Source organism: Streptomyces sp. NPDC048484 (assembly GCF_040651415.1).
Taxonomy (GTDB): Bacteria; Actinomycetota; Actinomycetes; order Streptomycetales; family Streptomycetaceae; genus Streptomyces.
In genome coordinates, this window is the sequence record NZ_JBEZJY010000040.1 from 18,617 (window position 1) to 43,966 (window position 25,350).

The 25,350-nt window shown below is 69.9% G+C and carries 22 protein-coding genes and 1 pseudogene; 8 read left to right on the plus strand and 15 right to left on the minus strand.

Annotation, left to right across the window (positions count from 1 at the left end):
- Window positions 1-80: 80 nt before the first annotated feature.
- The 5 genes from AB0D14_RS33020 to AB0D14_RS33040 are packed head-to-tail and all read right to left on the minus strand — an operon-like array spanning window position 81 to window position 7,260.
- Window positions 81-3,005, minus strand: coding sequence for a glycoside hydrolase family 2 TIM barrel-domain containing protein (locus tag AB0D14_RS33020; protein ID WP_362786465.1), 2,925 nt, complete (start codon window positions 3,003-3,005; stop codon window positions 81-83).
- A complete protein-coding gene (locus AB0D14_RS33025; RefSeq protein WP_362786466.1) occupies window positions 3,005-3,871 on the minus strand; it encodes a carbohydrate ABC transporter permease in 867 nt (288 codons plus the stop codon). The genes AB0D14_RS33020 and AB0D14_RS33025 overlap by 1 nt, the downstream gene beginning before the upstream one ends.
- A 14-nt stretch (window positions 3,872-3,885) precedes the next feature.
- On the minus strand, window positions 3,886-4,848 hold the full coding sequence (locus tag AB0D14_RS33030) for a sugar ABC transporter permease (protein ID WP_362786468.1): 963 nt from the start codon (window positions 4,846-4,848) through the stop codon (window positions 3,886-3,888).
- A 1-nt stretch (window position 4,849) separates the two neighbouring features.
- Window positions 4,850-6,136, minus strand: a complete 1,287-nt coding sequence (locus AB0D14_RS33035; RefSeq protein WP_362786470.1) for an extracellular solute-binding protein — start codon at window positions 6,134-6,136, stop codon at window positions 4,850-4,852.
- A gap of 50 nt (window positions 6,137-6,186) precedes the next feature.
- Window positions 6,187-7,260 (minus strand): carbohydrate kinase family protein, encoded by a 1,074-nt coding sequence (locus tag AB0D14_RS33040; protein WP_362786472.1) that lies wholly within the window; start codon window positions 7,258-7,260, stop codon window positions 6,187-6,189.
- A 177-nt stretch (window positions 7,261-7,437) separates the two neighbouring features.
- Between AB0D14_RS33040 and AB0D14_RS33045 the strand changes: the two genes are divergently transcribed.
- From AB0D14_RS33045 to AB0D14_RS33055, 3 genes are all read left to right on the plus strand, one after another.
- The gene (locus AB0D14_RS33045) at window positions 7,438-8,187 is read left to right on the plus strand and encodes a DeoR/GlpR family DNA-binding transcription regulator (protein ID WP_362786474.1); all 750 of its coding nucleotides are present in this window, start codon (window positions 7,438-7,440) and stop codon (window positions 8,185-8,187) included.
- Window positions 8,188-8,251: 64 nt separating this feature from the next.
- Window positions 8,252-9,589 carry a 6-phospho-beta-glucosidase gene (locus AB0D14_RS33050; RefSeq protein WP_362786476.1) on the plus strand — a complete coding sequence of 446 codons (1,338 nt, stop codon included), beginning with the start codon at window positions 8,252-8,254 and terminating at the stop codon, window positions 9,587-9,589.
- Window positions 9,590-9,618: 29 nt separating this feature from the next.
- Window positions 9,619-12,675 (plus strand): glycoside hydrolase family 38 C-terminal domain-containing protein, encoded by a 3,057-nt coding sequence (locus AB0D14_RS33055; protein ID WP_362786478.1) that lies wholly within the window; start codon window positions 9,619-9,621, stop codon window positions 12,673-12,675.
- A 158-nt stretch (window positions 12,676-12,833) separates the two neighbouring features.
- Here AB0D14_RS33055 and AB0D14_RS33060 read toward each other — a convergent pair whose 3' ends face one another.
- The gene (locus tag AB0D14_RS33060; protein WP_362786479.1) at window positions 12,834-14,000 is read right to left on the minus strand and encodes an ATP-grasp domain-containing protein; all 1,167 of its coding nucleotides are present in this window, start codon (window positions 13,998-14,000) and stop codon (window positions 12,834-12,836) included.
- A gap of 428 nt (window positions 14,001-14,428) precedes the next feature.
- Here AB0D14_RS33060 and AB0D14_RS33065 point away from each other — a divergent pair, with 428 nt between their 5' ends.
- Together AB0D14_RS33065 and AB0D14_RS33070 are read left to right on the plus strand one after the other, a co-directional pair.
- Window positions 14,429-15,334 (plus strand): metallophosphoesterase, encoded by a 906-nt coding sequence (locus AB0D14_RS33065; protein ID WP_362786481.1) that lies wholly within the window; start codon window positions 14,429-14,431, stop codon window positions 15,332-15,334.
- A complete protein-coding gene (locus AB0D14_RS33070) occupies window positions 15,282-15,989 on the plus strand; it encodes a 4'-phosphopantetheinyl transferase superfamily protein (RefSeq protein ID WP_362786483.1) in 708 nt (235 codons plus the stop codon). Before AB0D14_RS33065 ends, AB0D14_RS33070 begins: the two co-directional genes overlap by 53 nt.
- A 60-nt stretch (window positions 15,990-16,049) precedes the next feature.
- Here the strand turns inward: AB0D14_RS33070 and AB0D14_RS33075 are convergent, their stop codons facing one another.
- Window positions 16,050-16,277 (minus strand): hypothetical protein, encoded by a 228-nt coding sequence (locus AB0D14_RS33075; RefSeq protein WP_362786484.1) that lies wholly within the window; start codon window positions 16,275-16,277, stop codon window positions 16,050-16,052.
- A 304-nt stretch (window positions 16,278-16,581) separates the two neighbouring features.
- Entirely contained in the window at window positions 16,582-17,241 is a 660-nt protein-coding gene (locus AB0D14_RS33080; protein WP_362786486.1) for a helix-turn-helix transcriptional regulator, read from the minus strand.
- Between the two features lie 277 nt (window positions 17,242-17,518).
- On the opposite strand from AB0D14_RS33080, the gene AB0D14_RS33085 reads away from it, so the two are divergent.
- The gene (locus AB0D14_RS33085) at window positions 17,519-18,202 is read left to right on the plus strand and encodes a hypothetical protein (RefSeq protein WP_362786488.1); all 684 of its coding nucleotides are present in this window, start codon (window positions 17,519-17,521) and stop codon (window positions 18,200-18,202) included.
- A 40-nt stretch (window positions 18,203-18,242) separates the two neighbouring features.
- Here the strand turns inward: AB0D14_RS33085 and AB0D14_RS33090 are convergent, their stop codons facing one another.
- From AB0D14_RS33090 to AB0D14_RS33105, 4 genes are read right to left on the minus strand one after another with little or no spacing between them, the layout of a single operon-like run.
- Complete coding sequence (locus AB0D14_RS33090) at window positions 18,243-19,064, minus strand: ABC transporter ATP-binding protein (protein WP_362786490.1); 822 nt, start codon at window positions 19,062-19,064, stop codon at window positions 18,243-18,245.
- A 20-nt stretch (window positions 19,065-19,084) separates the two neighbouring features.
- Window positions 19,085-19,864, minus strand: a complete 780-nt coding sequence (locus AB0D14_RS33095; protein ID WP_362786556.1) for an ABC transporter permease subunit — start codon at window positions 19,862-19,864, stop codon at window positions 19,085-19,087.
- Between the two features lie 20 nt (window positions 19,865-19,884).
- Window positions 19,885-20,658 carry an ABC transporter permease gene (locus tag AB0D14_RS33100; protein ID WP_362786492.1) on the minus strand — a complete coding sequence of 258 codons (774 nt, stop codon included), beginning with the start codon at window positions 20,656-20,658 and terminating at the stop codon, window positions 19,885-19,887.
- Window positions 20,655-21,629: an ABC transporter substrate-binding protein gene (locus AB0D14_RS33105; RefSeq protein ID WP_362786494.1), complete on the minus strand. Its 975-nt coding sequence runs from the start codon at window positions 21,627-21,629 to the stop codon at window positions 20,655-20,657. The genes AB0D14_RS33100 and AB0D14_RS33105 overlap by 4 nt, the downstream gene beginning before the upstream one ends.
- A gap of 184 nt (window positions 21,630-21,813) precedes the next feature.
- Between AB0D14_RS33105 and AB0D14_RS33110 the strand changes: the two genes are divergently transcribed.
- Window positions 21,814-22,629 (plus strand): IclR family transcriptional regulator C-terminal domain-containing protein, encoded by an 816-nt coding sequence (locus AB0D14_RS33110; protein WP_362786496.1) that lies wholly within the window; start codon window positions 21,814-21,816, stop codon window positions 22,627-22,629.
- Here the strand turns inward: AB0D14_RS33110 and AB0D14_RS33115 are convergent.
- From AB0D14_RS33115 to AB0D14_RS33125, 3 genes are read right to left on the minus strand one after another with little or no spacing between them, the layout of a single operon-like run.
- On the minus strand, window positions 22,580-23,575 hold the full coding sequence (locus tag AB0D14_RS33115) for a PDR/VanB family oxidoreductase (RefSeq protein WP_362786498.1): 996 nt from the start codon (window positions 23,573-23,575) through the stop codon (window positions 22,580-22,582). The two genes, AB0D14_RS33110 and AB0D14_RS33115, sit on opposite strands and share 50 nt — an antisense overlap.
- Window positions 23,572-23,778 (minus strand): hypothetical protein, encoded by a 207-nt coding sequence (locus AB0D14_RS33120; protein ID WP_362786500.1) that lies wholly within the window; start codon window positions 23,776-23,778, stop codon window positions 23,572-23,574. Before AB0D14_RS33120 ends, AB0D14_RS33115 begins: the two co-directional genes overlap by 4 nt.
- Window positions 23,775-24,839, minus strand: a complete 1,065-nt coding sequence (locus AB0D14_RS33125) for an aromatic ring-hydroxylating dioxygenase subunit alpha (RefSeq protein WP_362786501.1) — start codon at window positions 24,837-24,839, stop codon at window positions 23,775-23,777. The genes AB0D14_RS33120 and AB0D14_RS33125 overlap by 4 nt, the downstream gene beginning before the upstream one ends.
- A 266-nt stretch (window positions 24,840-25,105) precedes the next feature.
- Between AB0D14_RS33125 and AB0D14_RS33130 the strand changes: the two are divergent.
- Window positions 25,106-25,268, plus strand: a pseudogene (locus tag AB0D14_RS33130) (IS110 family transposase); the annotation flags it as partial.
- Window positions 25,269-25,350 lie beyond the last annotated feature (82 nt).

A 25,350-nucleotide genomic window follows, 5' to 3' on the forward strand; every position in this document is an offset into this window, starting at 1 on the left:
CTCGATGTGTCAGCGGTTCATCGACGACGTGACGGGCGGAATGACGAGCGGTGTGACGGGCAGGGCGCGTTCGGCACGGGTCAGAGCACGCGCAGCGTCCACTCCCACCGGTGGGTGCCCGGCGCGACGAGGTACCCGGCCGAAGTGTCGGGCCCGCACGACGCCGTGCCGAGACCTCGGTGCGCGGCGTCGAGGTGCACGACACAGCCGGGCCGCGGAACCAGCTCGTCATGGTGCGCGGCAGCCGCCAGATCCTCGGCCCGGTACCGGTTGACGGAGACCTGCCCCGGCGACCCCAGCTCCACCGCCAGCCCTGTGGCGTCCGGCGCCGACAGCGTGAACCGGCGCACTCCGTGCCGGCCACCGCTCTCCTGTGGCCGCAGATACGGCGTGAACAGCTCGTCCACCGGGAGCGAGTGGTGCCCCACGGGCGCGCCCCCGCTCCGGTCCGGGTACGACTCCCAGGGACCCTGCCCGTACCAGTCCAGTACATCGAGTCCGGGAGCCGTCTCGAAGACCGTGCCGACCCGGGCCACGTCGTCGAGCCCCTCCGGCAGTTCGGCCGACTCCTCGACGCGGAGACCGCCGGTGACGGCGGTGAAGACCTGCTCGTGGCGGACGGGCCCGGCCCCGGTCGCGTACTCGCTGAGCACGACGACCCGGGAGCCCTCCTCGCGCACGTCCACGACCTTGCGTACGAGCGCGTCCAGACCCCAGTCGTGCCAGCGGGCCGCCATGCCGCCCAGCTCGTCGTTGTCGGTGGGCGCCCGCCACAGCGAGAGCACGGGCGCGGACGTCAGCAGAGGATGGACCAGCAGCGCGTCCTCGTCCAGCGGGACGGCCTGACCGGAGGCGGGCTCCGGCGGGGCGTCGGCGACCGCGGCGCTCAGCCGGACCTGCGGCAGACACACCTCCGTGCCGAGCGGCGCCCACGCCTCGTCGTCCGCGGTGGTGACCCGCAGGGTCAGCCAGACCTCGCCGGCGGAGGGCTCGGGAGGCGGGAACGGCAGCGGCACCGCCGCCGACCCGCCCGGCGGTACGTCGGGCAGTTCGGCCGGCGCGCTCAGCGAGTCGCCGTCGGCGCGTACGAGACGCCACTCGGCGGTCAGCCACTGCAGGCCCCGGAAGTGCTGCCGGTTGTGGATCCGGAGCACCCCCTCGTCGTACGTGAGGCGGACCGGCCCGGCGATCTCCCGGTGCTCGTACATCACGGGCTTGGGGGTCCGGTCGGGGAACACCACGCCGTCGGCGATGAACGCCCCGTCGTGGATCGTCTCGCCGAAGTCGCCGCCGTACGCCCAGCGGTGGCCGGGCGCGGCGACACCGCTGTCGTACTGGCCGACGCCACCTCGGCCGGCCGGTCGTCCGTCGTTCACACGCTGGAGGATGCCGTGGTCCCAGAACTCCCAGATGAAGCCGCCCTGAAGTCCCGGGGTGGACTCGATGGCGGCCCAGGTGTCGGCGAGCGTGCCGTTGCTGTTGCCCATGGCGTGCGAGTACTCGCACTGGATGAGGGGCTTGGTCTGCCTCCCCGACAGGGCGTGCGCGACGCAGTCCTCGATCGGCGCGTACATCGGGCACGCGATGTCGGACGCGAGCGACCGGTCCGCCCAGTCGATCTTGGCGGCTCCCTCGTACTGCACCGGCCGGGTCGGATCGTGGCGCCGCACCCAGCCCGCCGCCGCGTCGTGGTTGGAGCCGTAGTCGGACTCGTTGCCCAGCGACCAGATGATGATCGACGGATGGTTCTTGTCGCGCAGCACCATGCGGGAGACCCGGTCCACGAACGCGGCGAGATAGCGGGGGTCGTCGGCGATCTCGTGGGCGTGGTCGTGCGACTCGATGTTCGCCTCGTCCACGACGTAGAAACCCAGCTCGTCGGCGAGGTCGTACAGCGCCGGGTCGTTCGGGTAGTGGGAGGTGCGGACCGCGTTGAAGCCGAACCGCTTGAGGACGACCAGGTCCGCGCGCATGTCGTCCGCCGTGACCGTGCGTCCGGTCAGCGGATGGAAGTCGTGCCGGTTCACGCCCCTGATGTAGACCCGCTCGCCGTTGACCAGCAGGTCCCGGCCGACGATCTCGACATCCCGGAAACCGACCCGGTGGTGCGAGGCGTCGGCGACCGAACCGTCGGCCCGGTGCAGCCGCACGGCCAGGTCGTACAGCTCGGGTGTCTCGGCCGTCCACGGGCGCACGTCCTGCACGGTGGTCCGCAGCCGCGCCTCGCCGAGGAAGTCGGACACCCGCATGTCCTCGGCGTTGAGGCGGTCGAACTCGGTGTCCTGCGCGAGGAGCTGGCCGTCCAGAGCGGCGGTGACGTACCAGCCCTCGGGGAGCGGCCCCGCCGCGTCGCGCACCTTGCAGTCCACGAGCAGATCGCCGTCCCGCCGCGCGCGCACGGTCACGTCCGCGAGGTGCAGCGGGTCGGTGGCGTACAGCAGCACCGAGCGGGTGATCCCGGCGTGCCACCAGTGGTCCTGGTCCTCGATGTGCGAGGCGTCGGACCACTTGACGACGGTGAACCGTACGGTGGCGGGGTTCCCGGGGCGTACGACGTCGGAGAGGTCGAACTCGGCCGCGAGGTGGGAGTCCTTGGAGAGGCCGACCGGTTCTCCGTCGACATGGACGAGGAGGACGCTCTCGGCCGCGCCGACCTGCAGGACGATCCGGCGCCCGGCCCACTCGGCGGGGATGTCCACGGACCGCTCGTAGACGCCCGTCGGGTTCGCGGCGGGCGAGTGGGGCGGAAAGTGGTCCCACGGCATCTGGATGTTGGTGTACTGGGGCAGGTCGTCGGCGCTCTGCATGGTCCAGACGCCGGGTACGTCGGTGAGTGTCCACTCGCCCGAGGGGCCGTTCGGCGCGGGCAGCAGCTGGAAGTGCCAGGAGCCGTCCAGGGACAGTGCGCCGGAGCGCCGGTCCACCGCGTTCATCGGCAGTCGCTGCCAGGAGGTCGTCTCCGGCGACTCCCAGGGGCGCAGCGACAGCAGGTGATCGTTTCGCATCAGCGGATGGCTCCCTTGCCGAGGTCGGCGATGATCTGTTTGGCGCCGATCGCGAAGACGATCAGCAGAGGGATCAGGGCCAGTACCGCACCCGTCATGACCATTCCGTAGTCCGTGGTGCCGTGGACTCCGTTGAGCTGGGACAGGGCGACCTGAAGGGTCACGTTGTCCGGGTTGGTGAGGGCGATCAACGGCCAGGCGTAGTCGTTCCACTGGCCCATGAACGTGAAGATGCCGAGGAAGGCCAGACCGGGCCGGACCACGGGCAGGGCCACGTGCCAGTACTGGCGCAGGAAGCTCGCACCGTCGATCTTCGAGGCGTCGAGCAGCTCGTCGTGGATCGCGCTCTTCATGTACTGCCGCATCCAGAAGATGCCGAACGCGTTCGCGGCGGCCGGCACGATCAGCGCGGTCATCGAGCCGATCCAGCCCAGCTTCGCCATGATCACGAACTGCGGGATGGCCTGGAGCTGTGCGGGCACCATGAAGATCGCCATCATCAGGGCGAACAGCGCTCGGCGGCCCGGAAAGTGGAACTTGGCGAAGACGAACGCGGCCAGCGAGTCGAAGAAGAGGACGAGGAACGTCACCGAGACGGCGACGAGCAGCGAGTTGAACATCGAACCGAAGAAGTCGACGTTGTCGAAGAGCTTGCCGAGGTTGTCGTCGAAGTGCGAGCCGGGCAGCAGCTTGGGCGGGTAGGAGAAGATCTCGGTCGACGTGTGCGTCGACATGACCACGGCCCAGTAGAACGGGAAGACCGAGAGCAGCAGACCGACGATCAGGACCAGATGGAGTGCGATGCCGCGCCGCTGGTCGCCCTTGACGCCCCGGCCCTGGCGTGTGCCGAATTTGATGGATGCCATGGTGGCGGGGCCTCCTAGTCTTCGCCCCGGCGCTGTACCAGACGCCAGTTGATGATCGAGAAGATGATGACGACGAGGAAGATGCCCCAGGCCACGGCCGCGCCGTAGCCGAAGTCGTTGTTGTCGAAGGTCTGCTGGAAGAAGTAGAGGACCATGGTCTGGCCCGAGTGACCGGGCCCGCCCGCGAAGGACGAGTTGTTGTCCGTGGTCTGCAGCAGCACCTGGGGCTCGGAGAAGGTCTGCAGCCCGGTGACCGTCGAGATGACGAGCACGAAGAGCAGCGTCGGACGCAGCAGCGGCAGCGTGATCCGGAAGAAGGTCTGCACGGGCCCGGCGCCGTCCATCCGCGCTGCCTCGTACAGCTCGCCCGGGACCGTCTGGAGTCCCGCGAGGAAGATGATCGCGTTGTAGCCGGTCCACTGCCAGGTCATCAGGGTGGCGATGGCGATCTTGATGCCCCACGGGGTGTTCAGCCAGGCCACCTGGTCGATGCCGACTGCCTGCAACAGGGCGTTCACCAGGCCGAAGTTGGTGGAGAACACCGAGCCGAAGATGATCGCGACCGCCACGATCGAGGTGACGTTCGGCAGGAAGTAGGCGAAGCGGTAGACGTTCTTGAAGCGGACCGCCGAGTTGAGCATGACGGCCGTGAGCATCGACAGGAAGATCATGGGGAAGGTGGCCAGCCCCCAGATGACGAGCGTGTTCCCGATCGAGTCCCAGAACTGACTGTCCGACAGCAGATAGCGGTACTGCGAGAGCCCCGCGAACTCCATCGAGCCGAGCCCGTCCCAGCGGTGGAACGACAGGTACAGCGAGAAGCCGACCGGGATCAGACCGAAGACCAGGAACAGCAGATAGAAGGGGGAGATCGCGGCGTACAGCCGCCAGTAGCTCAGGATGCCCTTCTTGGGATGGGCGGCAGGAGTCTCGGCGACGGGCGGCGGAGGCGTGTCCAGCACAGGTGCGGTAGCCATGTCAGTAGGTCACCCCCAGATGGTCGGCGATGCGCCTGCACTTCTTCATGGCGTCCCTCCAGGCGTGCTCAGGGTCCTTGCCCAGAACGGAGAAGTTCTTCAGCTCGTCGTCGATCGGCGTCTTGAGCGCGACGTCGTACGGGCTGTTGTAGGCGACGGGAACCTTCTCCGCCGCCGGCCCGAAGACGTCCATGGTGATCTGGTCGCCGAAGAACGGGTCGGGTTCACGGAGCTTCTTCATGTCGTACGACGCCATGGTCGACGGGAAGAGCACCGAGTCGACGAAGCCCTGCGCCTGGTTGTCCGCGTCGAGCATCCAGGTGATCACCTCGAAGGCCTTTTCCGGTTCCCGGCACGCCTTGGTGATCGCCAGGAACGAGCCGCCGATGTTCGACGGCCCTCCCGGGCAGTCGGCCACTCGCCACTTGCCCTTGGTCTTCGGAGTGTTGAGCTTGATGTCGCCGGCCGCCCAGGAGGCGTTCAGCTGGCTGGGGAGCAGGCCACGCTCGGTGGCGGAGATGTTGTCCGGCGTCCCGTTGATGATCTTCGAGACCAGGCCGCGGCGGGTGGCCTCGACGGCCCGGTCCCAGGCTCTGCGCACATGTTCCTGGTCACCGATGAAGTGCCGGTCCTTGTCGACCCACCGCTTCGTCGTCTGGTTGACCGAGATGCCGTAGATGCTGAGGGCGTCGGTGAGGATGAACGCGCCGGGGACACGCTTCTTGAGCTGCTCCCCGGCCGCCATGAACTGGTCCCAGGTGGCCAGTTCCCTGGAGACGTCCTCGGGTTCGTACGGGAGCCCGGCCTTCTCGAAGGCGGCCGGCTGGTAGTAGTGCGCGACCGGACCGCAGTCGATCGGGAAGCCGACCATCGAGCCGTCCTCGGCGATGCCCTCGTTCCACTTCCAGGGCAGGTACTGGTCCTTGAGCTTGTCCGCTCCGAGCGTGCGCAGGTCGATGAACTGGTCGGAGTTGGGCAGGTACGAGGCCATGTCCTCGCCCTTGAGCCCGACGATGTCCGGGATGTGGGCCCGCCCGGTCAACGTGGTCATCAGCTTGGAGCGGTAGTAGCCGCCGATCTGGATGGCCTGGAGGTTCATCGCGCTGTCGTAGCGCGCCTTCGCCTGGTCGACGACCTTGGGACTCAGGCCACCGCTCCAGTACCAGAGAACCATGTTCCGGCCCGTCGAGCCGGTCGGTACGGCGCAGCCGGACGCCAGGCCGCCGAGCGCCGTGGCGGCCGTACCGGCCAGACCCGCGCGGAGCAGGCCCCTTCGTGAGAGCCGCACAGCTCCCACCGCCTTTCGCATGTGTTCGGTCTTCGCATCAGGGGGACGCGTCAGAGGAGACGCGTCGTAGGAGATGCGTCAGGGGAGATGGGGAAAGCCGTGGGGGCCGGTGGGGTCACCGGGGCGTGGGGGACCGGAGGGCCGGGATCGGTGGGCATGCGGTCGGCCAGGAAGCCGTACGCGCGCCGCAGTTCGGGGTTGTCGAGCGAGCGCCACCACTGGTGGACGCCGTACCAGCCGGGCGCGGCCAGGGCCCCGCCGTGCTGCCGTACGGAGAGTCCGGCGGCCAGCACCGCGAAGCGCAGCCGTTCCTCCAGCGGCCAGCCCTCCAGCGAGGCCGCGACGAAACTCGCGCCGAAGACGTCTCCGGCACCCGTCGCGTCCAGGACGTCGGTGGGGAGGGCGGGCACGTCCGCGTACTCGCCCGTGCTCTGGTCGACCGCGAGCGCGCCGTCGCGGCCGCGCGTGACCACCGCCACCGGCACCAGCTCGGAGAGCTTGGAGAGCGCGTCGGCCGCGGTGTCGGTGCGGGTGTACGCCATCGCCTCGCCGTCGTTCGGGAGGAAGGCGTGGCACAGGGCGAGCTGGTCGAGGAGGTCCGAGGACCACTGCTGGGTGGGGTCCCAGCCGACGTCCGCGTAGATCTTCGTGCCGTTCGCGGCGGCCCTGGCGAGCCATTCGCGGGGTTCGGCCTCGATGTGCACGAGGGCCGTGCGCGCGGCGGGCGGGTCACCCATCAGCACGTCCTGCGAGTACGGGGGCTCCTGGCCGTGGGTGACCAGGGCCCGGTCGTGGCCGTACGCGATCGAGACGGTGACCGGGGTGTGCCAGCCGTCCGCCGTACGGGAGAGCGAGAGGTCGATGTGCTCCTGACCTGCGAGGACCTCGCGGCAGTACGCGCCGTAGTAGTCGTCGCCGAACACCGTGGCCAGGGAGGTCGTGAGGCCGTAGCGGGCCGCGGCGACGGCCAGGTTCGCGATCCCGCCGGGGCTCGTGCCCATCCCGTCGGTCCAGATCTCCTCGCCGGGAGTCGGCGGTTTGCCCAGGCCGGTCAGGACGAGGTCGTAGAAGAGCAGCCCGGTCAGCAGCACATCGGGCCGCGCGTCGGGCCGTTCGTCACCCACGAGCGCATCCTCTCGTCAAAACTCTTCACATTCGGTGCAGGTAGGTGCACGCAGGTGCACATCAGCGCACGGGATTGTTTTCGGTGGACAGGATCGTGCGCGTCTCCGGCTGATTTGGCAAGAGTCGAGCAGAACTGAGCATAGAAATGATTGGCAATGACGAGTACTGTTCGCCGCGTGCTGGCAGAGCGACGACATCAACTCATCCTGCGGGCCCTGCGCTCCGGTGGCCCCGCGGCCGTGACCGACCTCTCGGAGCAGCTCGGCGTGAGCCCCGCCACCGTCCGGCGCGACCTGCTCAAGCTGGAGGAGGAGGGCCTGCTCACCCGCGTGCACGGTGGGGCGGTGGCCGAGGAGGGCGACCAGCCCTTCGCCGAGGTCGCCGAGGTGCGCGTCAGCGAGAAGGACGCCATAGCGCAGCGCGCGGCGGCGCTGGTCGAGGACGGCCAGTCCGTCCTGCTCGACATCGGCACCACCGCCTACCGGCTGGCCCGGCAACTGCACGGCCGCCGGATCACCGTGATCACCAGCAACCTGGTGGTCTACGAGGAACTGGTGGACGACGAGGCCATGGAGCTCGTGCTGCTCGGGGGCATGGTCCGCCGCGAGTACCGCTCCCTGGTCGGCTTCCTCACCGAGGACAACCTGCGCCAGCTGCATGCGGACTGGCTGTTCCTGGGAACAAGCGGAGTACGGCCGGGCGGGCAGGTGATGGACACGACCGTCGTCGAGGTGCCGGTGAAGCGCGCCATGATCAAGGCGGCCGACCGGGTCGTGCTGCTCGCCGACCGCGCCAAGTTCCCGGGAACGGGCATGGCCAGGGTCTGCGGGCCCGAGGAACTGGACGTCGTGGTGACCAACGGACCGGCGGACGCCGGGACGCGGGCCGCCCTGGAAGAGGCGGGTGTGCGCGTGGTGCTGGCGTGACCGTCGTGCGCGAGGGCCCGACGACAGGGCCCGGGACCCCGAGGAACAGCGAAAGGGCAGTTGCGTGAAGCTGACGATTCTGGGCGGCGGCGGATTCCGCGTGCCGCTCGTGTACGGAGCGCTCCTCGGGGACCGCGGCGAGGGCCGCGTCACCGACGTCGTTCTGCACGACCTGGACCAGGGGCGGCTCTCGGCCGTCGCCCGGGTCCTCGCCGAGCAGGCGGCAGGCGTCCCGGACGCACCCGTCGTGACCGCCACCACGGATCTCGACGAAGCACTGCGCGGTGCCGACTTCATCTTCTCCGCGATCCGGGTCGGCGGCCTCGAAGGCCGCGCGGCCGACGAGCGGGTCGCCCTCGACCAGGGCGTCCTCGGCCAGGAGACGGTGGGCGCCGGCGGCGTCGCCTACGGCCTGCGCACGGTGCCCGTCGCCGTCGACATCGCGCAGCGGGTCGCCCGGCTCGCGCCCGACGCCTGGCTCATCAACTTCACCAACCCGGCGGGCCTGGTCACCGAGGCCATGTCCCGCCACCTCGGTGACCGCGTCATCGGCATCTGCGACTCGCCGGTCGGCCTGGGCCGCCGTATCGCCCGCGTGCTGGGCGCCGAGCCGCGCGAGGCCTGGATCGACTACGTCGGACTCAACCACCTCGGCTGGGTGCGCGGACTGCACATCGCCGGACGCGACGAACTCCCGCGGCTGCTCGCCGACCCGGACCTCCTCGGCTCCTTCGAGGAGGGCAAGCTCTTCGGCACCGACTGGCTCCAGTCGCTCGGCGCGATCCCGAACGAGTACCTGCACTACTACTACTTCAACCGCGAGACCGTCCGCGCCTACAGCCAGGCCGAGAAGACCCGCGGCGCGTTCCTGCGCGACCAGCAGGCCCACTTCTACGAGGAGATGAGCCGCCCGGGCAGCGCCGCCCTCACCGCCTGGGACCGCACGCGCGCCGAGCGCGAGGCCACCTACATGTCGGAGAACCGGGAGACGGCCGGCGCGGGCGAGCGCGAGGCCGACGACCTCTCCGGCGGCTACGAGAAGGTGGCACTCGCCCTGATGCGGGCCATCGCCCGTGACGAGCGCACCACGCTCATCCTCAACGTCCGCAACCAGGGCACCCTCTCGGTGCTCGACGCGGACGCCGTCATCGAGGTGCCGTGCCTCGTTGACGCCAACGGCGCGCACCCGGTCGCCGTGGCCCCGCTGCCCGACCACGCGACCGGCCTGGTGTGCGCGGTGAAGGCGGTGGAGCGCGAGGTGCTCGCCGCCGCCGAGTCGGGCTCGCGCGCGACGGCCGTGAAGGCCTTCGCCCTGCACCCGCTCGTCGACTCGGTGAATGTCGCCCGAGGGCTGGTCGACGGGTACACCGCGGTCCATCCTGGGCTGGCCTACCTTAAGTAAGCGCTTTCCCCGCTACCTGGAGACTTGAGATGCACGACGAACGCCGGCGGATCGAAGAGCGCGTCGAGCGCGTCCACGACCAGCGCGTCAAGGCCGCGATCTACGCCGCCTCCGTACCCTTCGAGGTCGAGGCCTGGCAGGCGCCGGGAGAGCCCGTTCCCTTCGAGGAGGCCGCGGCCGCCCCGTACGCGCCGTTCGCGATGGACACCCCGTGGGGCCCGCCCTGGGGCACGACCTGGTTCCGGATGCGCGGGCAGGTGCCCGCCGAGTGGGCGGGCCGGCGCGTCGAGGCCGTCATCGACCTCGGCTTCGTCGGTGACTGGCCCGGCAACCAGGCAGAGGCCCTCGTCCATCTCACGGACGGCACACCGCTGAAGGCGGTCAACCCGCTCAACCAGTACGTGGCGATCGCCAACCCCGCGGCCGGCGGCGAGACGATCGACTACCTGGTCGAGGCGGCCTCCAACCCGGACATCCTCGCCGACGACTTCTCGAAGATCACGCCGATGGGTGACGTCCGCACCGCAGGCGACAAGCCCCTCTACACCTTCAAGCGGGCCGACCTCGCGATCCTCGACGAGGAGGTCTGGCACCTCGACCTGGACATCCAGGTACTGCGCGAGCTGATGCTGGAACTGGGCGAGCACGACCCCCGCCGGCACGAGATCACGTACGCCCTGGACCGGGCCCTGGACCTGCTGGACCTGGACGACGTCTCCGGCACGGCGGCGGACGTACGGGCCGCGCTCAAGCCCGCCCTGTCCAAGCCCGCCAACGCCAGCGCCCACATCCTCTCCGGCGTCGGCCACGCGCACATCGACTCCGCCTGGCTCTGGCCGATCCGCGAGACCAAGCGCAAGACCTCCCGCACCTTCTCCAACGTCACCTCGCTGGCCGACGAGTACGACGACTTCATCTTCGCCTGCTCACAGGCCCAGCAGTACGAGTGGGTGCGCGACAACTACCCCAAGGTCTGGGCCCGCATCCAGGAGTCCGTCAAGAAGGGCCAGTGGGCGCCGGTCGGCGGCATGTGGGTCGAGGCCGACGGCAACCTGCCCGGCGGCGAGGCCGTCGCCCGCCAGCTCATCCACGGCAAGCGGTTCTTCATCGAGCACTTCGGTGTCGAGACCAAGGGCGTCTGGCTGCCGGACTCCTTCGGCTACAACGCGGCGTACCCGCAGCTCGCCAAGCTGGCCGGCAACGAGTGGTTCCTCACCCAGAAGATCTCCTGGAACCAGACCAACAAGTTCCCGCACCACACCTTCTGGTGGGAGGGCATCGACGGCACGCGGATCTTCACCCACTTCCCGCCGATCGACACCTACAACGCCCGCTTCAGCGGCGAGGAGATGGCCCGCGCCACGCACAACTACCAGGAGAAGGGCGTCGCCACGCGCTCGCTGGCCCCCTTCGGCTGGGGCGACGGCGGCGGCGGCCCCACCCGCGAGATCATGGAACGGGCCCGCCGGCTGGCCGACCTGGAGGGCTCGCCGAAGGTCGTCGTCGAGCACCCCGACGACTTCTTCGCCAAGGCCCGCGAGGAGTACCCCGACGCCCCGGTCTGGGTCGGCGAGCTGTACCTGGAACTGCACAGGGCCACCTACACCTCGCAGGCCCGCACCAAGCAGGGCAACCGCAGGAGTGAACACAGGCTCCGCGAGGCCGAGTTGTGGGCCACGACGGCCGCGCTGCACGCCTCCGGCTACACCTACCCGCACGAGAAGCTCGACCGGCTCTGGAAGACGGTCCTGCTCCACCAGTTCCACGACATCCTGCCCGGCTCCTCGATCGCCTGGGTGCACCGGGAGGCGGAGGCCGAGTACGCGCGCGTCGCCAAGGAGGTCGAGGAGCTGACCGCCGAGGCGATCACCGCACTCGGCACGGGCGGCGCCCGCGTCTTCAACACGAGCCCGGCCGAGCGCCGCGAGGTCGTACGGGCCGCCGACGGCTCCCTGGCCCACACCGTCGTCCCCGCGAACGGCAGCGCGCCCCTCGGGACCGGCACCGGTGAGGCGCCCAGCCCCGTGACGGTCGACGGGCGGGTCCTCGACAACGGCCTGGTCCGCGTCGAGGTCGCCGAGGACGGCACCCTGTCCTCCGTACGGGATCTGCGCGCAGGCGGCCGTGAGGTCCTCGCCGGCCAGGGCAACCTGCTCCGGCTGCACACGGACCTCCCGAACCACTGGGACGCCTGGGACGTCGACAAGCACTACAAGAACCGCTACACGGACCTGCTGGACGCGTCGTCCGTGACCGTGTCCGCCGAGGACCCGCTGCTCGGGGCGATCCGTGTGGAGCGTTCCTTCGGCAACGGCTCGCGCATCACCCAGACGATCAGCCTGCGCGCCGGCAGCCCCCGCATCGACTTCGAGACGGACATCGACTGGCACGAGGCCGAGAAGTTCCTCAAGGCGGGCTTCCCGGTGGACATCCGGGCGGCGCACTCGTCCGCCGAGATCGCGTTCGGCCACATCCAGCGGCCCACACACACCAACACCAGCTGGGAGTCGGCCCGCTTCGAGGTCTCCGGCCACCGCTGGGTCCACCTCGGCGAACCCGGCTACGGCGTGGCGGTCATCAACGACTCCACGTACGGCCACGACGTCTCCCGCACGGTCCGCGAGGACGGCGGTACGACGACCACGGTCCGGCTCAGCCTGGTGCGCGCCCCGCGCATCCCGGACCCGGAGGCCGACCAGGGCAGGCACCGCTTCACCTACGCGCTGCTGCCGGGCGCGACCATCGAGGACGCGGTCGCCGAGGGCTACGCGCTCAACCTGCCGCTGCGGGTGGCGGACTCGGCCGGCACGCCCGAACCGGTCGTCTCCGTGGACGGCGAGGGCGTGACCATCGAGGCGGTCAAGATCGCCGACGACAGCTCGGGCGATGTCGTCGTACGCGTCTACGAGTCGAGCGGCGGCCGTGCCCAGGGCACCCTGCGCACGAGCTTCCCGCTGGCCGGCGCGCAGATCACCGACCTCCTGGAGCGCCCCCTCACGGCGGCCGACACGGACGGGAACAGCGTCTCCGTCACTCTGCGCCCCTTCGAGATCCAGACGCTGCGACTGGCCGTGGGGAAGCGATGACCGCGCTCATGAACCGCTGAGGAAGCGGTAGGAGGCCTGGTCATGGCGGGTACCCGGTGGGTTCACCGGGTACCCGCCATGACGAGCGGCCGACCGACCGGACGCGCCCCCGCCCGGAGAGCGGGAGGTGACACGTGCGCCTGGTCGGTATGAATCGATCAGACGGTCAAGGGCCTGTCCGAGGTCTGTGAAGACTGCGCAACCTGAGCCGAATGGGTTGCCTGAGCCGTCTGTGCGCCCGCGGTGGCGTCCGGGGCCGGCACGGGGACGTCGAGGTCCAGGTCCGCGTGGAGCGGCGCCGACACGGGACGTACCGCGCGCGGCCCGGAGACCACCGCGTAGTCCTGGCCGAGGAACGGCGGGACGAGATCGCCGGGCTCCTCGCCGAGCGCCAGCTGTACGGCGGCCCACGGAGCGTTGATCCCGCACTGCGAGAGCTGGTGCAGACCACCCGCGGGGCGGGTGTTGACATCCATGAGGACCGGCTTGTCACCGAACATCCGGAACTGGATGTTCGTCAGGTAGTGCAGTCCGAAGCCCTCCGCGAGGACCCGCGCCGGCTCGATGAACGACGGGTCCAGCGTGAAACCGCGCCGCCGCCCGTTCTTCGTACGGCCCACGGCCATCCGGACCCGGCCGTCAGGACCGGTGAGGCAGTCCACGGACACCTCCGGCTCTCCCAGAAGGGGCATGACCAGCCAGTCCACGGGCTCGTCGGCCTGCTGCAGCGCCTGGACGACCAGGTCGAGCGGCATGTACGGGCTGGGGAAGCCGCTGAGGTGCATGAGGGAGAAGGGGGTGCGCGTGATGATGCGGAAGCCGACGCCACCCGCTCCGGAGGCCGGCTTGAAGCACGCCTTGTGGCCTGCGGCCTCCAGCTCGTCGACCGCCGCGATCAGCTCGTCCGCGGTGCGGACCCGCGACCACGGAGGCACCGGCACGCCGAGCTTCTCGACGGCCTCGTACGCGTCGACCTTGTCCTGGAAGGTGTGCACGGCCTCGGCGGGGGGTGCGAGCAGCGCCGTACCGACCGCGGCGAAGTCCTCGCGGTGCTCGGCCAGGGCCGCCTGGTGCAGGACGGGCACGAGCACGTCGATGGAGTGCCGGGCGCACTGGTCGAGCGCGTACTCGACGTAGGCGGCCGGGGACAGCCCCTGCGGCTCCATCGCGGCGAAGTCCGCGGCGGCCAGGATGGGGGAGTCGGGGTCACCGTGGGTGGCGTGGATCTCGACCGCGCGGCCACATGGATTTCGCCGTAGCTGATCCATGAAGAACACGTTCTCCGCGTACGTGCGGTTGAGCCAGACGCGTACGCGAGAGACCATGCAGGCCGCCTTTCAGGGTTCACGGGCACGGCAAAACAGGCCAGGCCCGGCCAAGTGGTTAAATGGGTACACAAAACCGCCGTTCGAAAACGGTAGTTCGTGGCGGTTGTGTATGGCCGATCATAGGGCTTCCTGAGCAGTGGTGCTGCTACGGGCGTGTTACGGGATCGGTTGGACGGGCCCGCCGGAGCTCCCGAGGCAGGTCAGAGCCCGTGTGCACCGTCACACGCTCCGTCGGCCGAACGGCTTCCGACGGCAGCGACCACCGCGGCTTCGAACGGCTGCCGACGGCTTCCGGCGGGAGCGACCACCGCGGCCCTGAACGGCTTCCGACAGCGGAGACCGCCTTGTACGGTGGAGCGCGCGTGTGTTCTTGTGTTCCCATCCGGGCGGCCGAGTGGCGTCCCGGCCCGCGGAGGGGGGCGAGGGTGACGACGGCTGACCGTCAGGGCCGGTTGCTGGCCATCAGCGACCTGCACATCGGATACGCCGAGAACCGCGCCCTCGTCGAGGCGATGCGCCCCGAGACCGACGAGGACTGGCTCCTGGTGGCCGGTGACGTCGCGGAGACGGTGGCCGACATCCGCTGGGCCCTCGAAACCCTCAGCGGCCGCTTCCGCAAAGTGATCTGGGCGCCCGGCAACCACGAGCTGTGGACCCACCCCAAGGACACCGTCACCCTGCGCGGGGTGGCCCGCTACCAGCATCTCGTGGAGCTCTGCCGCGAGTTGGGCGTGACCACCCCGGAGGACCCGTACGCCGTGTGGGAAGGACCCGGCGGACCGGTCGCCGTGGCCCCGCTCTTCCTCCTGTACGACTACTCGTTCCTGCCCGCGGGCTGCACGACCATGGAAGAAGGTCTCGCGTACGCCCGTGAGACCGGCGTCGTCTGCACGGACGAGTACCTGCTGCACCCCGACCCGTACCCCAGCCGCGAGGCCTGGTGCCGGGCCCGGGTGGCCGAGACCGGACGCAGGCTCGCGGAGATCCCCGCCGAGCTGCCCACGGTGCTGGTCAACCACTACCCGCTGGACCGGCACCCGATGGAGATCCTCTGGTACCCGGAGTTCGCCATGTGGTGCGGCACCCGGCTCACCGCGGACTGGCACCGCACCCACCGGGTGGCTGCCATGGTCTACGGTCACCTGCACATTCCCCGCACCACCTGGCTCGACGGCGTCCGCTTCGAAGAGGTGTCGGTGGGTTACCCGCGCGAGTGGCGCAAGCGCTCGGAACCACCGGGCAAGCTGCGCCGCATTCTGCCGATGGAGGTCGGATCCGGTGATCGAGGAGCTGCTCCCGGAGTCGGTCGTGGCCGTGGAGGCACACGCTGACGACCACGCCGAGGGCACCCGGGGCACGACGCGGTACCCCGAGCTGTATCCGGAGGAAGAGGCGCTGATCGCGCGCGCCGTCGAGAAACGGCGCCGTGAGTTCACCGTGGTACGCGGCTGCGCGAGGCGCGCCATGGAGAAGCTCGGCGTGCCCCCACAGGCTCTCCTGCCCGGTGAGAGGGGAGCCCCGCGGTGGCCCGCCGGACTGGTCGGCAGCATGACGCACTGCGAGGGTTATGCCGCCGCAGCACTGGCCCGAGCCGTGGACCTGGCCTCGCTCGGCATCGACGCGGAGCCCCATCAGCCGCTGCCGGAGGGCGTGCTGTCGTCGGTGGCGCTGCCCGACGAGGACCGGCGGCTGCGCGTCCTCGCCGGGGAGCATCCCCTGATCCACTGGGACCGGCTCCTGTTCAGCGCCAAGGAGTCGGTCTACAAGGCGTGGTTCCCCCTCACGGGTAAGTGGCTCGACTTCGCCGAGGCGGACATCGAGGTCTTCATGGATCCCGGACACACCATGTCCGGCGGTCTGCGCGCCGGACTCCTCGTGCCCGGTCCGGTGGTGGACGGCCGTCGCGTCGGCCGCTTCGAAGGACGCTGGAGGGTGAGCCGGGGACTCGTGGCGACCTCGGTGACCGTGCCACGCGGGCAAGGCTGAGCGCCGCCCCCGGCAGCGGGGGAGTCTTCCCGCTCCCGTCGAAGGAGTGACGGTGGCTCATCACACCTCCGGGCACCATGTGTGCAGCAGACGGAAGAACGCCTCTTCGTTGCCCGTGAGGCCGGCCGCGGCCAGTGCGCTCTCCGCCTCCGCGAGGGCGGCGGGCGGCACGACGGGTGGCCGGCCCGCCGCGGACGGGCCGTCCAGCGTGGCTCGTACGGTCTGCAAGAGACGCAGATAGGCCTGCACGGCGGTGCGTTCGTGATCGGTGAGTACGGCTGTCGGCATCGGACGGCTCTCCCGGTTCGGCTCGGCTTCGGCGCTTCGGTCTCGCGCGCGCCGCCGCACAGCGGTGGCGCTGGGTCCAGCTTGCCGTCCGCCACTGACAATGCCCTTTCCGCACGCGTCCGTTCGCCCGGTCGGCCGAGCCGGCGCATGACGGGCGAGGGCTCAGAAGCCCCCTGGGCCCAGGGGGCTTCTGACAGGTGGACCAGGTGTCAGAGGCCCTCTGACAGGCCGGACACGTCGGAGCTGAGGCGGTCGGGACGCATGCCGTTCCAGCGTGGGACCACGGCAGTTCCCCGTCCCCGGATCACGACTCGGGGCGCTTGACGCTCTCCAGGAGCATGTCCAGCCACTCGGCGACCTTGTCCCGGTGCTGGTCGGTGGGCAGCTGCGCGGCCCGCCAGGCGATGCCACGGACCCCGTGGTCCTGCAGCAACCGCTCCAGCGGGTCGTCCGCGGTCGCCGGGTCCGCCTGCCGCTCCCGGTCGGCGAGCCGCTGGAGCAGATCCTGCTCGGTGCGCTGGAGGGCGCCGGCGAGCGCCTCCGGGTCCTCGGCGGTGAGGAAGCCGGCGTGTACGCGGAAGAAACGCTGGATGGCGTCGCAGTGCTCCATGGTCGGGCGCCGGTCGCCGTTGATGAGCGCGCCCGCCTGCTGACGCGACATGCCCGCGCCGTCGGCGATCTCCTGCTGGGTGTAACGGCGGCCGCCCGGCTTCAGGCGCGTACGGCGCAGCAGGCCGAGGCGTTGCAGGAAGCGGGCCTGGAGGTCGGGCTCGCCCGAGGGTCTCCCGTTCAGCAGGGACCGGACCACGGCCTCCGGGACACCCGACGCGGCGGAGAGGCGGTCGGCGTCGAAGAACTCGCTGTGCGGGGCGCCGAGTCGGTCCGCCAGTTGGGCGACTCGGGCCACGACGGCCGGCAGCAGACCCGTCGCCGTGGCGCCCGGAACCTCGAAGCCATCCGTCACCGACAGTTCTCCTACGTCTCTATCGACCGACCGCTGTGGGGGAACCGGATCCCTCGGACGTGAAGTCCCTGTGGGGATCCGTGATGTGCAGCGTGAACTGCCCGAAGACCGGAGAGTAGCCCCTTGGTCGAACTCACATCCAGGTGTCGCCACAACTGTGGCGGGATTCAGCCGTCAACGGGCTTCAAATGCCACGATAGTTGACACCGCTCCAACCGGGGTAGCAGGATCACGACGCCGCGTGAAGGCCGCATAGGCAAGAGGGGTGGACCTCCCGATGGCGTACCAGGCAGGAGGGCCCCGGCCGAAGCCGCGGCCTGTCCCCGAGAGCCTTGAGGCCCAGGCATACCTTCAGGACTACGCAGTACTCCTGGACGCCGTTTCTTTTCCGTCCGTCGTCCTCGACCACCGCTGGGACGTCGTGCTGGCCAACGGTGCGTTCGAGACACTTTTCCGGGAGGTCGGCCCGCACCCCACCGCGATGCCGGGCGACAACTTCCTGCGGTTCGTCCTCTTCCATCCGGACGCGGGTACGGTCCTCGCCGAGCACGAGTCGAGCTGGTGTCTGCCGATGCTGGCGCACTTCGCCGCTGCCGTGGAGCGGTACGGCCACGATCACGGGCTCCAGTCGATCCTGCGGGACATCGCCCAGGACCCGATCATGGACGCCGCCTACCGGCACGGCCTGCCGCACTGGATCCGCTCGGTCGGCCCGCACGCCGTCGAGCACGACGGCGCGGTGCGGCCGCTGCTGCACCCGGATCCGAGGTGGGGGAGCACCTGCCGGATCGTCGGCGAGACCCCCAAGTCCCTTCATGACATGGGATACACGCGGCTGACGCTGGTCCTGCGCGAGGCCCACCGTCCAACCCCGGCGACGCGCCGGACGAGCCGGGCCGGGACCGGCCGGGGACGACGCGCAACGAGCCACCTCAGCGTGGTCCCCGCCGCCGAGGCGTAACGATCCCCGGGCGCCCCCCCCGGGCGATCCCTGGGCTGACTCAACGCGGTGGAGGCGTGTCCGACTTGAGAGCCTCCACCGGGCGGTCGGCCGGTGCTCCGCGTTTGGCCGCCTGGATCTGCTCGTACACATGGGTCCGCAGTTCGGCGAAGCGCGGGGCCACCCGGGTGTGCAACTGGTCCCGGTCGGCCGGGAGATCGATCTTCAGCTGCTCCTGCACGACGGTCGGGGAGGAGGAGAGGATCAGCACCCGCTCGCCGAGGTAGACGGCCTCGTCGATGTCGTGCGTCACGAACAGGATCGTGATGCCCCGCTGCCGCCACAGACCGCGGACCAGATCCTCCAGATCGGCACGGGTCTGGGCGTCGACCGCCGCGAACGGCTCGTCCATGAGCAGCACTTCGGGCTCGTACGCCAGGGCTCGGGCGATGGCCACCCGCTGCTGCATGCCACCCGACAGCTGCCACGGGTACGCGCCCGCGGCGTCCGTGAGCCCGACGGACTCCAGGGCGTCGGCGACCAGCTCACGCCGTCTGGCGCTGCTCAACCTCTTCTGTCTGAGAGGCAGTTCGACGTTCTCGCCCACCCGCTTCCAGGGGAACAGGCTGCGCCCGTACTCCTGGAAGACGACTGCCATGTCCGGAGGCGGCCCGGTCACCCGGCGGCCCCCGATCAGCACCTCGCCGGCCGTGGGTGTGAGCAGTCCGCCCACGCACTTCAGCAGCGTCGTCTTGCCGCAGCCCGACGGCCCGACGAGACACACGAGTTCACCGGCGTCCACCGTGAAGGTGAGGTCGCGCACCGCCTCCACTCGTCGGCCCGATCCCTCGTAGACCTTCTTGAGGCCGTTTACGTCGAGCATGGACCGCCCTTTCACGAGGTTCACGACGACCGCCGGGAAGCGTCGCGCAGACCGTGGTACCAGCCGAGCACGCGTCGCTCGACCAGCCGGAGGACAACCGACAGGACGAACCCGAGCAGACCGAGCAGCAGGATCCCGGTCCACATGTCGGGGATGGCGAAGCCGCGCTGGAACTGGACGATGGTGAAGCCGAGCCCGTTGCTGGCGGCGAACATCTCGCTGATGACCATCAGGATGATGCCGATGGACAGGGCCTGCCGCAGACCCGCGAAGATCTGCGGGCTCGCCGAGCGCAGCACCAGGTGCCGTAGCCGGGCGACGCCCGTGATGCCGTAGGAGCGGGCCGTCTCCGACATCACGGAATCGACCGCGCGCACGCCCTCGACGGTGTTGAGCAGGATCGGCCAGACGCAGCCGCTCGCGATCACCGCGATCTTCATCGTGTCGCCGATCCCCGCGAACAGCATGATGACCGGGACGAGCACGGGCGGCGGCACCGCGCGCAGGAACTCAAGCACCGGTTCGCACACGGCCCGTACCCGGCGGTACGAGCCGATCACCGTGCCGAGTGCCACGCCCGCGAGGGCCGCGCACGCGTAACCGGCCGTCAGGCGCACCAGGCTGGGCAACACGTCCCCGCGCAGCCGCTCACCGGTCCAGACGTCCGGGAACGTGGTGAGGATGGTCCGCAGCGGCGGCCAGTAGATGTCCGTGCTGTCGTCCGACGCGAACCACCAGGCCACGACGAGCACGGCGGGCAGCGCGACGACGAGGAGGAGCCGCAGCAGGACACCCCTCACGCCGTCGATCACGTTGCCGCTCACACCGCCACCTCCCCGCGTACGGACTGGTGCCAGGCCAGCGCCCGCCGCTCGACGGCCCGCGCACCCACGTTGATGAGCAGCCCGAGCAGACCGGTGACCACCACCAGCGCGTACATCTCCGGCACCGCCTGGGAGGTCTGGGCGACGGCGATCCGCGCGCCCAGCCCCGGCGCCCCGATGACGAGTTCGGCGGTCACGGCGAGAATCAGCGCCACCGCGGCGGCCAGCCGCACACCCGTCATGACGTACGGGAGGGCCGTGGGCCACAGCACATGACGGATCCGCGCCCAGGGGCCGAGCCCGTACGAGCGGGCGGTCTCCTCGGCGACCGGGTCGACGTCCTGGACGCCGTACATGACCTGTACGAGGACCTGCCAGAACGACGCGTAGACGACCAGCAGGAGCACCGAGCGCAGTTCGGTTCCGTACAGCAGCACGGCGAGCGGGATCAGCGCGACCGACGGGATCGGACGCAGGAACTCGATCGTCGAGGCGGTCGCCTCGCGGAGGTACGGCGTGACCGAGATCAGGACTCCCGCGAGGATGCCCGCGGTCACGGCGATCGTGAGCCCGATCGCCCAGCCGGTGAGCGTGTCCCCGAGCGCGGTCCAGAACGCGTCGTCGGCCAGCTCCTTCGCGAGCGCGTCGGCGATGCGGCTGGTCGGCGGGAAGTAGTCCTCGTCGACGAGGCCGAGCCGCGGCACCGCCTCGCCGAGGGCGAGGAAGGCCGCGAGCCCGGCTGCGCCCAGAACGGCGTTGGCACCCCTCACGGCAGCAGCTTGTCCAGATCCGGCGCCTTCTCGAACAGGCCGTCCTGCTCGCCCAGTTCGGCCAGCCTCTCGATGGAGCGCCGGTCCGGCTCCGCGGGCCACCGGGGCAGCACGAGCGACTCCACCAGAGGCTTGGGGATCTTCGTGTAGGTGGTGATGATCTCGCGGACCTCCGCCGGGTGGCTGTCGGCGTACTCCAGGGACTCGACGGTCGCCGCCTGGAACTTCTTCACCATCTTCGGGTTCTTCTGGATGTACTGCTGGGAGGCGAAGTACATGGCCACGGTGAGTTCGGGCGACACGTCGACGAAGAGCGACGCGATGGAGGTGCCGCCCTTGGCCTTGATCGTGGCGAGCGCGGGTTCCACGACACAGGCCGCGTCCACCTGACCGCCCTCTATCGCGGCCGGCATCTGGTCGAAAGGCATCTCGACGAACTTGACCTTGGACGGGTCGCCGCCGTCCTTGCGGACCGACTCCCTGGTCGAGGTGTCACAGATGTTGTTGAGCGTGTTGGCGGCGACCTTCTTGCCCTCCACGTCCTTGGCGGACTTGAGGGGGCTGCCCTTCTTCACGGCGAGCTCCGCGAAGTCGGCGCCCTTCTTGCCGGTGGACGCGACACCGTTCGCCACGGTCTTGACCGGCACGTTCTTGGACTGGGCGGTCAGCAGGGACGTCATGTTGCTGAAGCCGAAGTCGAACTGGCCGGAGACCACGCCGGGCACGATGGCCGCCCCGCCCTGCGCACTCGTCAGTGACAGCTTGATGCCCCGCTCGCTGTAGAAGCCCTTCTTCTGGCCCAGGTACAAGGGGGCGACGTCGACGATGGGGATGACGCCGACCTTGACCGTGGTGGTGCCCCCGGATGCCTTGTCGGATCCGTCGTCCGCTCCCGGGGAGTCGGACGAACCGCAGGCCGTCGCGGCGACGAACATGGTGCCGGTCACGAGGCCGATGAGCAGGCGACGCATGACTCCCCCTACTGGGACAGTTCTTCGACAGGCTGTGCGCAGACCGCACAGAAGTGCTCAGCGGGAACGTAGAACCTGCCCGGGGGAGAGGTCAATGCCCGTGACACGCACGGTCGTTGACAGTTGCCGAAGTGTGCTCCTAGCGTGCGCAGAGCGCACCCCCGTGCGTCCCGTGGAGGCGACGATGCCTGCTGGAGCCCGCGAACCGCATTTCGTCCGTTCCTTCGAGCGCGGCCTCGCGGTCATCCGCGCCTTCGACGCCGACCATCCGGAACTCACGCTCAGCGAGGTGGCGCGGGTCAGCGACCTGACCCGCGCGGCGGCCCGCCGCTTCCTGCTGACGCTCTTCGACCTGGGATACGTGGAGACGGACGGCCGGATGTTCCGGCTCACCCCGCGCGTCCTCGAACTCGGCTACTCGTACCTGTCCAGTTTCACCCTGCCGCAGATCGCCGAGCCGCATCTGGAGCAACTCGTAGCGGAGACAAGGGAGTCGTCGTCCCTGTGCGTACTCGACGGCGACGACATCGTGTACGTCGCACGCGTGCCGACGCACCGCATCATGACCGCGACGATCACGGTGGGCAGCCGCTTCCCCGCCCAGGTGACCTCGGTGGGCAGGGTGTTGCTCGCGCAACTGTCCGACGAAGAGGTCGACACCCGCCTGGCGCGCGCCGAACTGCGGCCCCTGACGGCCCGCACGATCGTCTCGGCCGATCTGCTGCGCACCGAGTTGCGCCGGGTGCGCCGCCAGGGGTACGCGATCGTCGACCAGGAACTGGAGGAGGGGCTGCGCTCGGTCGCCGTCCCGGTGCGCGACCGGGACGGCGAGGTGGTGGCGGCGGTCAACATCCCCGTACACGCCAGCCGCAACTCCATGGAGTCCGTACGCCGTGACCTGCTGCCCCATCTGCTGGCCACGGTCGCCCGGATCGAGGCGGACCTGCGGATCACAGGTCGAGCACGAGGCGCTTCCCGCGGCACCGGGACACACAGATGAGCATGGTCTCGCCGGCCTCGCGCTCGTCGTCCGTGAGCACCGAGTCCCGGTGGTCCGGGGTGCCGTCGAGGACGTCCGTCTCACAGGTCCCGCAGGTGCCCTCGGTGCAGGAGAAGAGCACCTCGACGCCTGCCGCCCGCACGGTGTCGAGCACGGAGACGTCCGCGGGGACGGTGAGCGTGCGGCCCGAGCGCTCCAGGACCACTTCGAACTCGGTGCCGGTGTCGGTGTCGATGTCGGTGTGCGGGCCCGCACCCGCACCCGGCTCCTGCGCCTTGGGCCGGGCGGGCTGGAAGCGCTCGACGTGCAGGGAGCCCCTGGGCCACCCCGCGCACCGCTCCTCCACCGCGTCCAGCAGCGGACCGGGGCCGCAGCAGTAGACGAGCGTGTCCGGCCGGGGTGCACCGAGCACGGAGGCGAGGTCGAGCAGCCCGCTCTCGTCCTGTGGGGCGACGCGCACCTTGTCCCCGTAGCGCTTCAACTCCTCGGTGAATGCCATGGAGTCGCGAGTCCGCCCGCCGTAGAGCAGCGTCCAGTCGGCGCCCGCCGCCTCGGCCGCGGCCAGCATCGGCAGGATCGGGGTGATGCCGATGCCGCCCGCGACGAAGCGGTAGCGGGGTGAGGGCAGGAGACGGAAATGGTTGCGCGGGCCGCGTACGCGGACCTTGCCGCCGGCCGCCAACTGGCCGTGCACATGGGCGGATCCACCGCGTCCGCCGGGTTCGCGCAGGACCGCGACGCGCCACTCGTGCCGGTCGGCGGGATCACCGCACAGGGAGTACTGCCGCTCCAGGTCCGGACCCAGGAGTACGTCGATGTGGGCGCCCGGCTCCCAGACCGGCAGTTCCTCGCCCAGCGGATGACGCAGGGTCAGGGCGAGCACGCCGTCGGCCGCCAGGTCCCGTCGCTCGACGACGAGTTCGGCTTCGTACGACTGCGAGGTCATGAGCTGTTTCCTTGAGGAACGTCCGGAACACGCGGGACGTGCGGGACGTGCGGGAGGTGTCCTTCGGGGTGGCCGAGCATCCACTCCCACATCTCGACGGGGTCCTCGGCGGTGTGCTCGGCCTGGCAGTGACAGGTGCCGTGCAGCACGTCCGTGCCCGGCAGCCAGTCGATGCGGTAGATCTCACCCGTCGGGCTGGTCACTGGACCTTCTCCATGGGCTTCTCGCCCTCCTCGACCAGCCGGGCGAGGATACGGCGGGCGGCCAGACCACCGGTGTCGATGTTGATGCTCAGCTCCTGGTAGCCGGTCCGCTCCGTGCCGAGCGTCCGCTGCAGCAGGTTGAGCGCGTCGACGTCCTGCATCACGACGGTGTGGTTGTTGCCCCGCAGGAACTCGGTCACCTCGGCGTCGTCGGTCGCCCAGTCGCGCGAGACCATCCAGAAGTCGTACACCTTGCCGTCGGCGGAGGGGGTGATGGCGTACGTGATCTCGGTGTGGAAGCCGTTCGGGTCGCTGCCGTCCGGCTCGGGCACGACACCGGCCGGGGCGATCCGGCTGTGCAGCAGGTACAGGCACGGCGCGTGGTACTCGATGTCCTGCCACCGGGTGATCCGCCCTTTGATGCCGGTCGACCTGGCGTAGAACGGCGGGCACTCGGCGTCGTCCATGTGCCGGCTCACCCGCACGATGCCCGCGCCCTCGTCGACCTCGGTGGTGATCGGCGTCTCGGCGACCTCGGGGGTGCCGATGTAGCCGCCGTGCAGATAGGTCTCGTGGGACAGGTCGAGGAGGTTGTCGACGAGGAGGCCGTAGTCGGCGTCGATCGGCTCCATCCCGCTGACGGTGACCCAGCCGGGGGAGTCGAGGTGCCTGGCCCGCGGGATCGTCTCCGCGTCGGCGAGGGCCGGGTCGCCGATCCACACCCAGATCAGGGCGTCCTGCTCGACCACCGGATAGGCGGCGACCCGCGCGGTGCGGGGGACACGTTTCTGCCCCGGTACGTACACACAGGCGCCCGTCGTGTCGTACGTGAAGCCGTGGTAACCGCAGACGATCCGGTCGCCGTCGAGCCCGCTCGCGGAGAGGGGATAGCGACGGTGCACGCAGCGGTCGTGCAGCGCGACGGGCCGGCCGTCCTCCTCGGTGCGGTAGAAGACGAGCGGCTCGCCGAGAATCGTCCGGCCGAACAACTCCCGGCCGACCTCATGCGCGTAGGCGGCGACGTACCACTGGTTCCTGGCAAAAGCAGTCATGTGCGGCATGAGCGGGTCCCGTCATCCTCGACGTCGTGTTGGAAACACCATGACGACGTCACCCACGCCCCGGCAATAGGACTTCCGTCGGGTGGAAACTCCCTGGTCACCGCTTGCCGCTTGCCTCGTGGCAGTCGGTTTGCTTCACCGCTCCGGCCGAGACCGGAACAGGTGCCCTTTTGGCTTCGGGTGGTCGGCGTCGTCAAGGCGTTGGTTGTGGCACAGGGGACCTGGGTGTCGTTCGTGCCGCACGTCAGCAGTACCTTGGTCCGCGGCCAGAGTCCCGTCGGTTCTACGGCCGCAAGAAAGCGGAAGGAGAGCGGCACACCCGGAGCGTGCCGGCTCTCGCCCGCCGGCGAGTCAACGCCTTGTGGGTGCTTCTGTGGGACAGGCGGGACGTGTTGCCGGGTCATACCACCCGTCACCGCGGCAGCTTGACGACAACATCGGGAAGCTCTTTGTCCCTTGCCGTGGTGTTGTTCGCTCCTGTGACGCCGGCCGCCCTGGGGCCGCTCTTCCC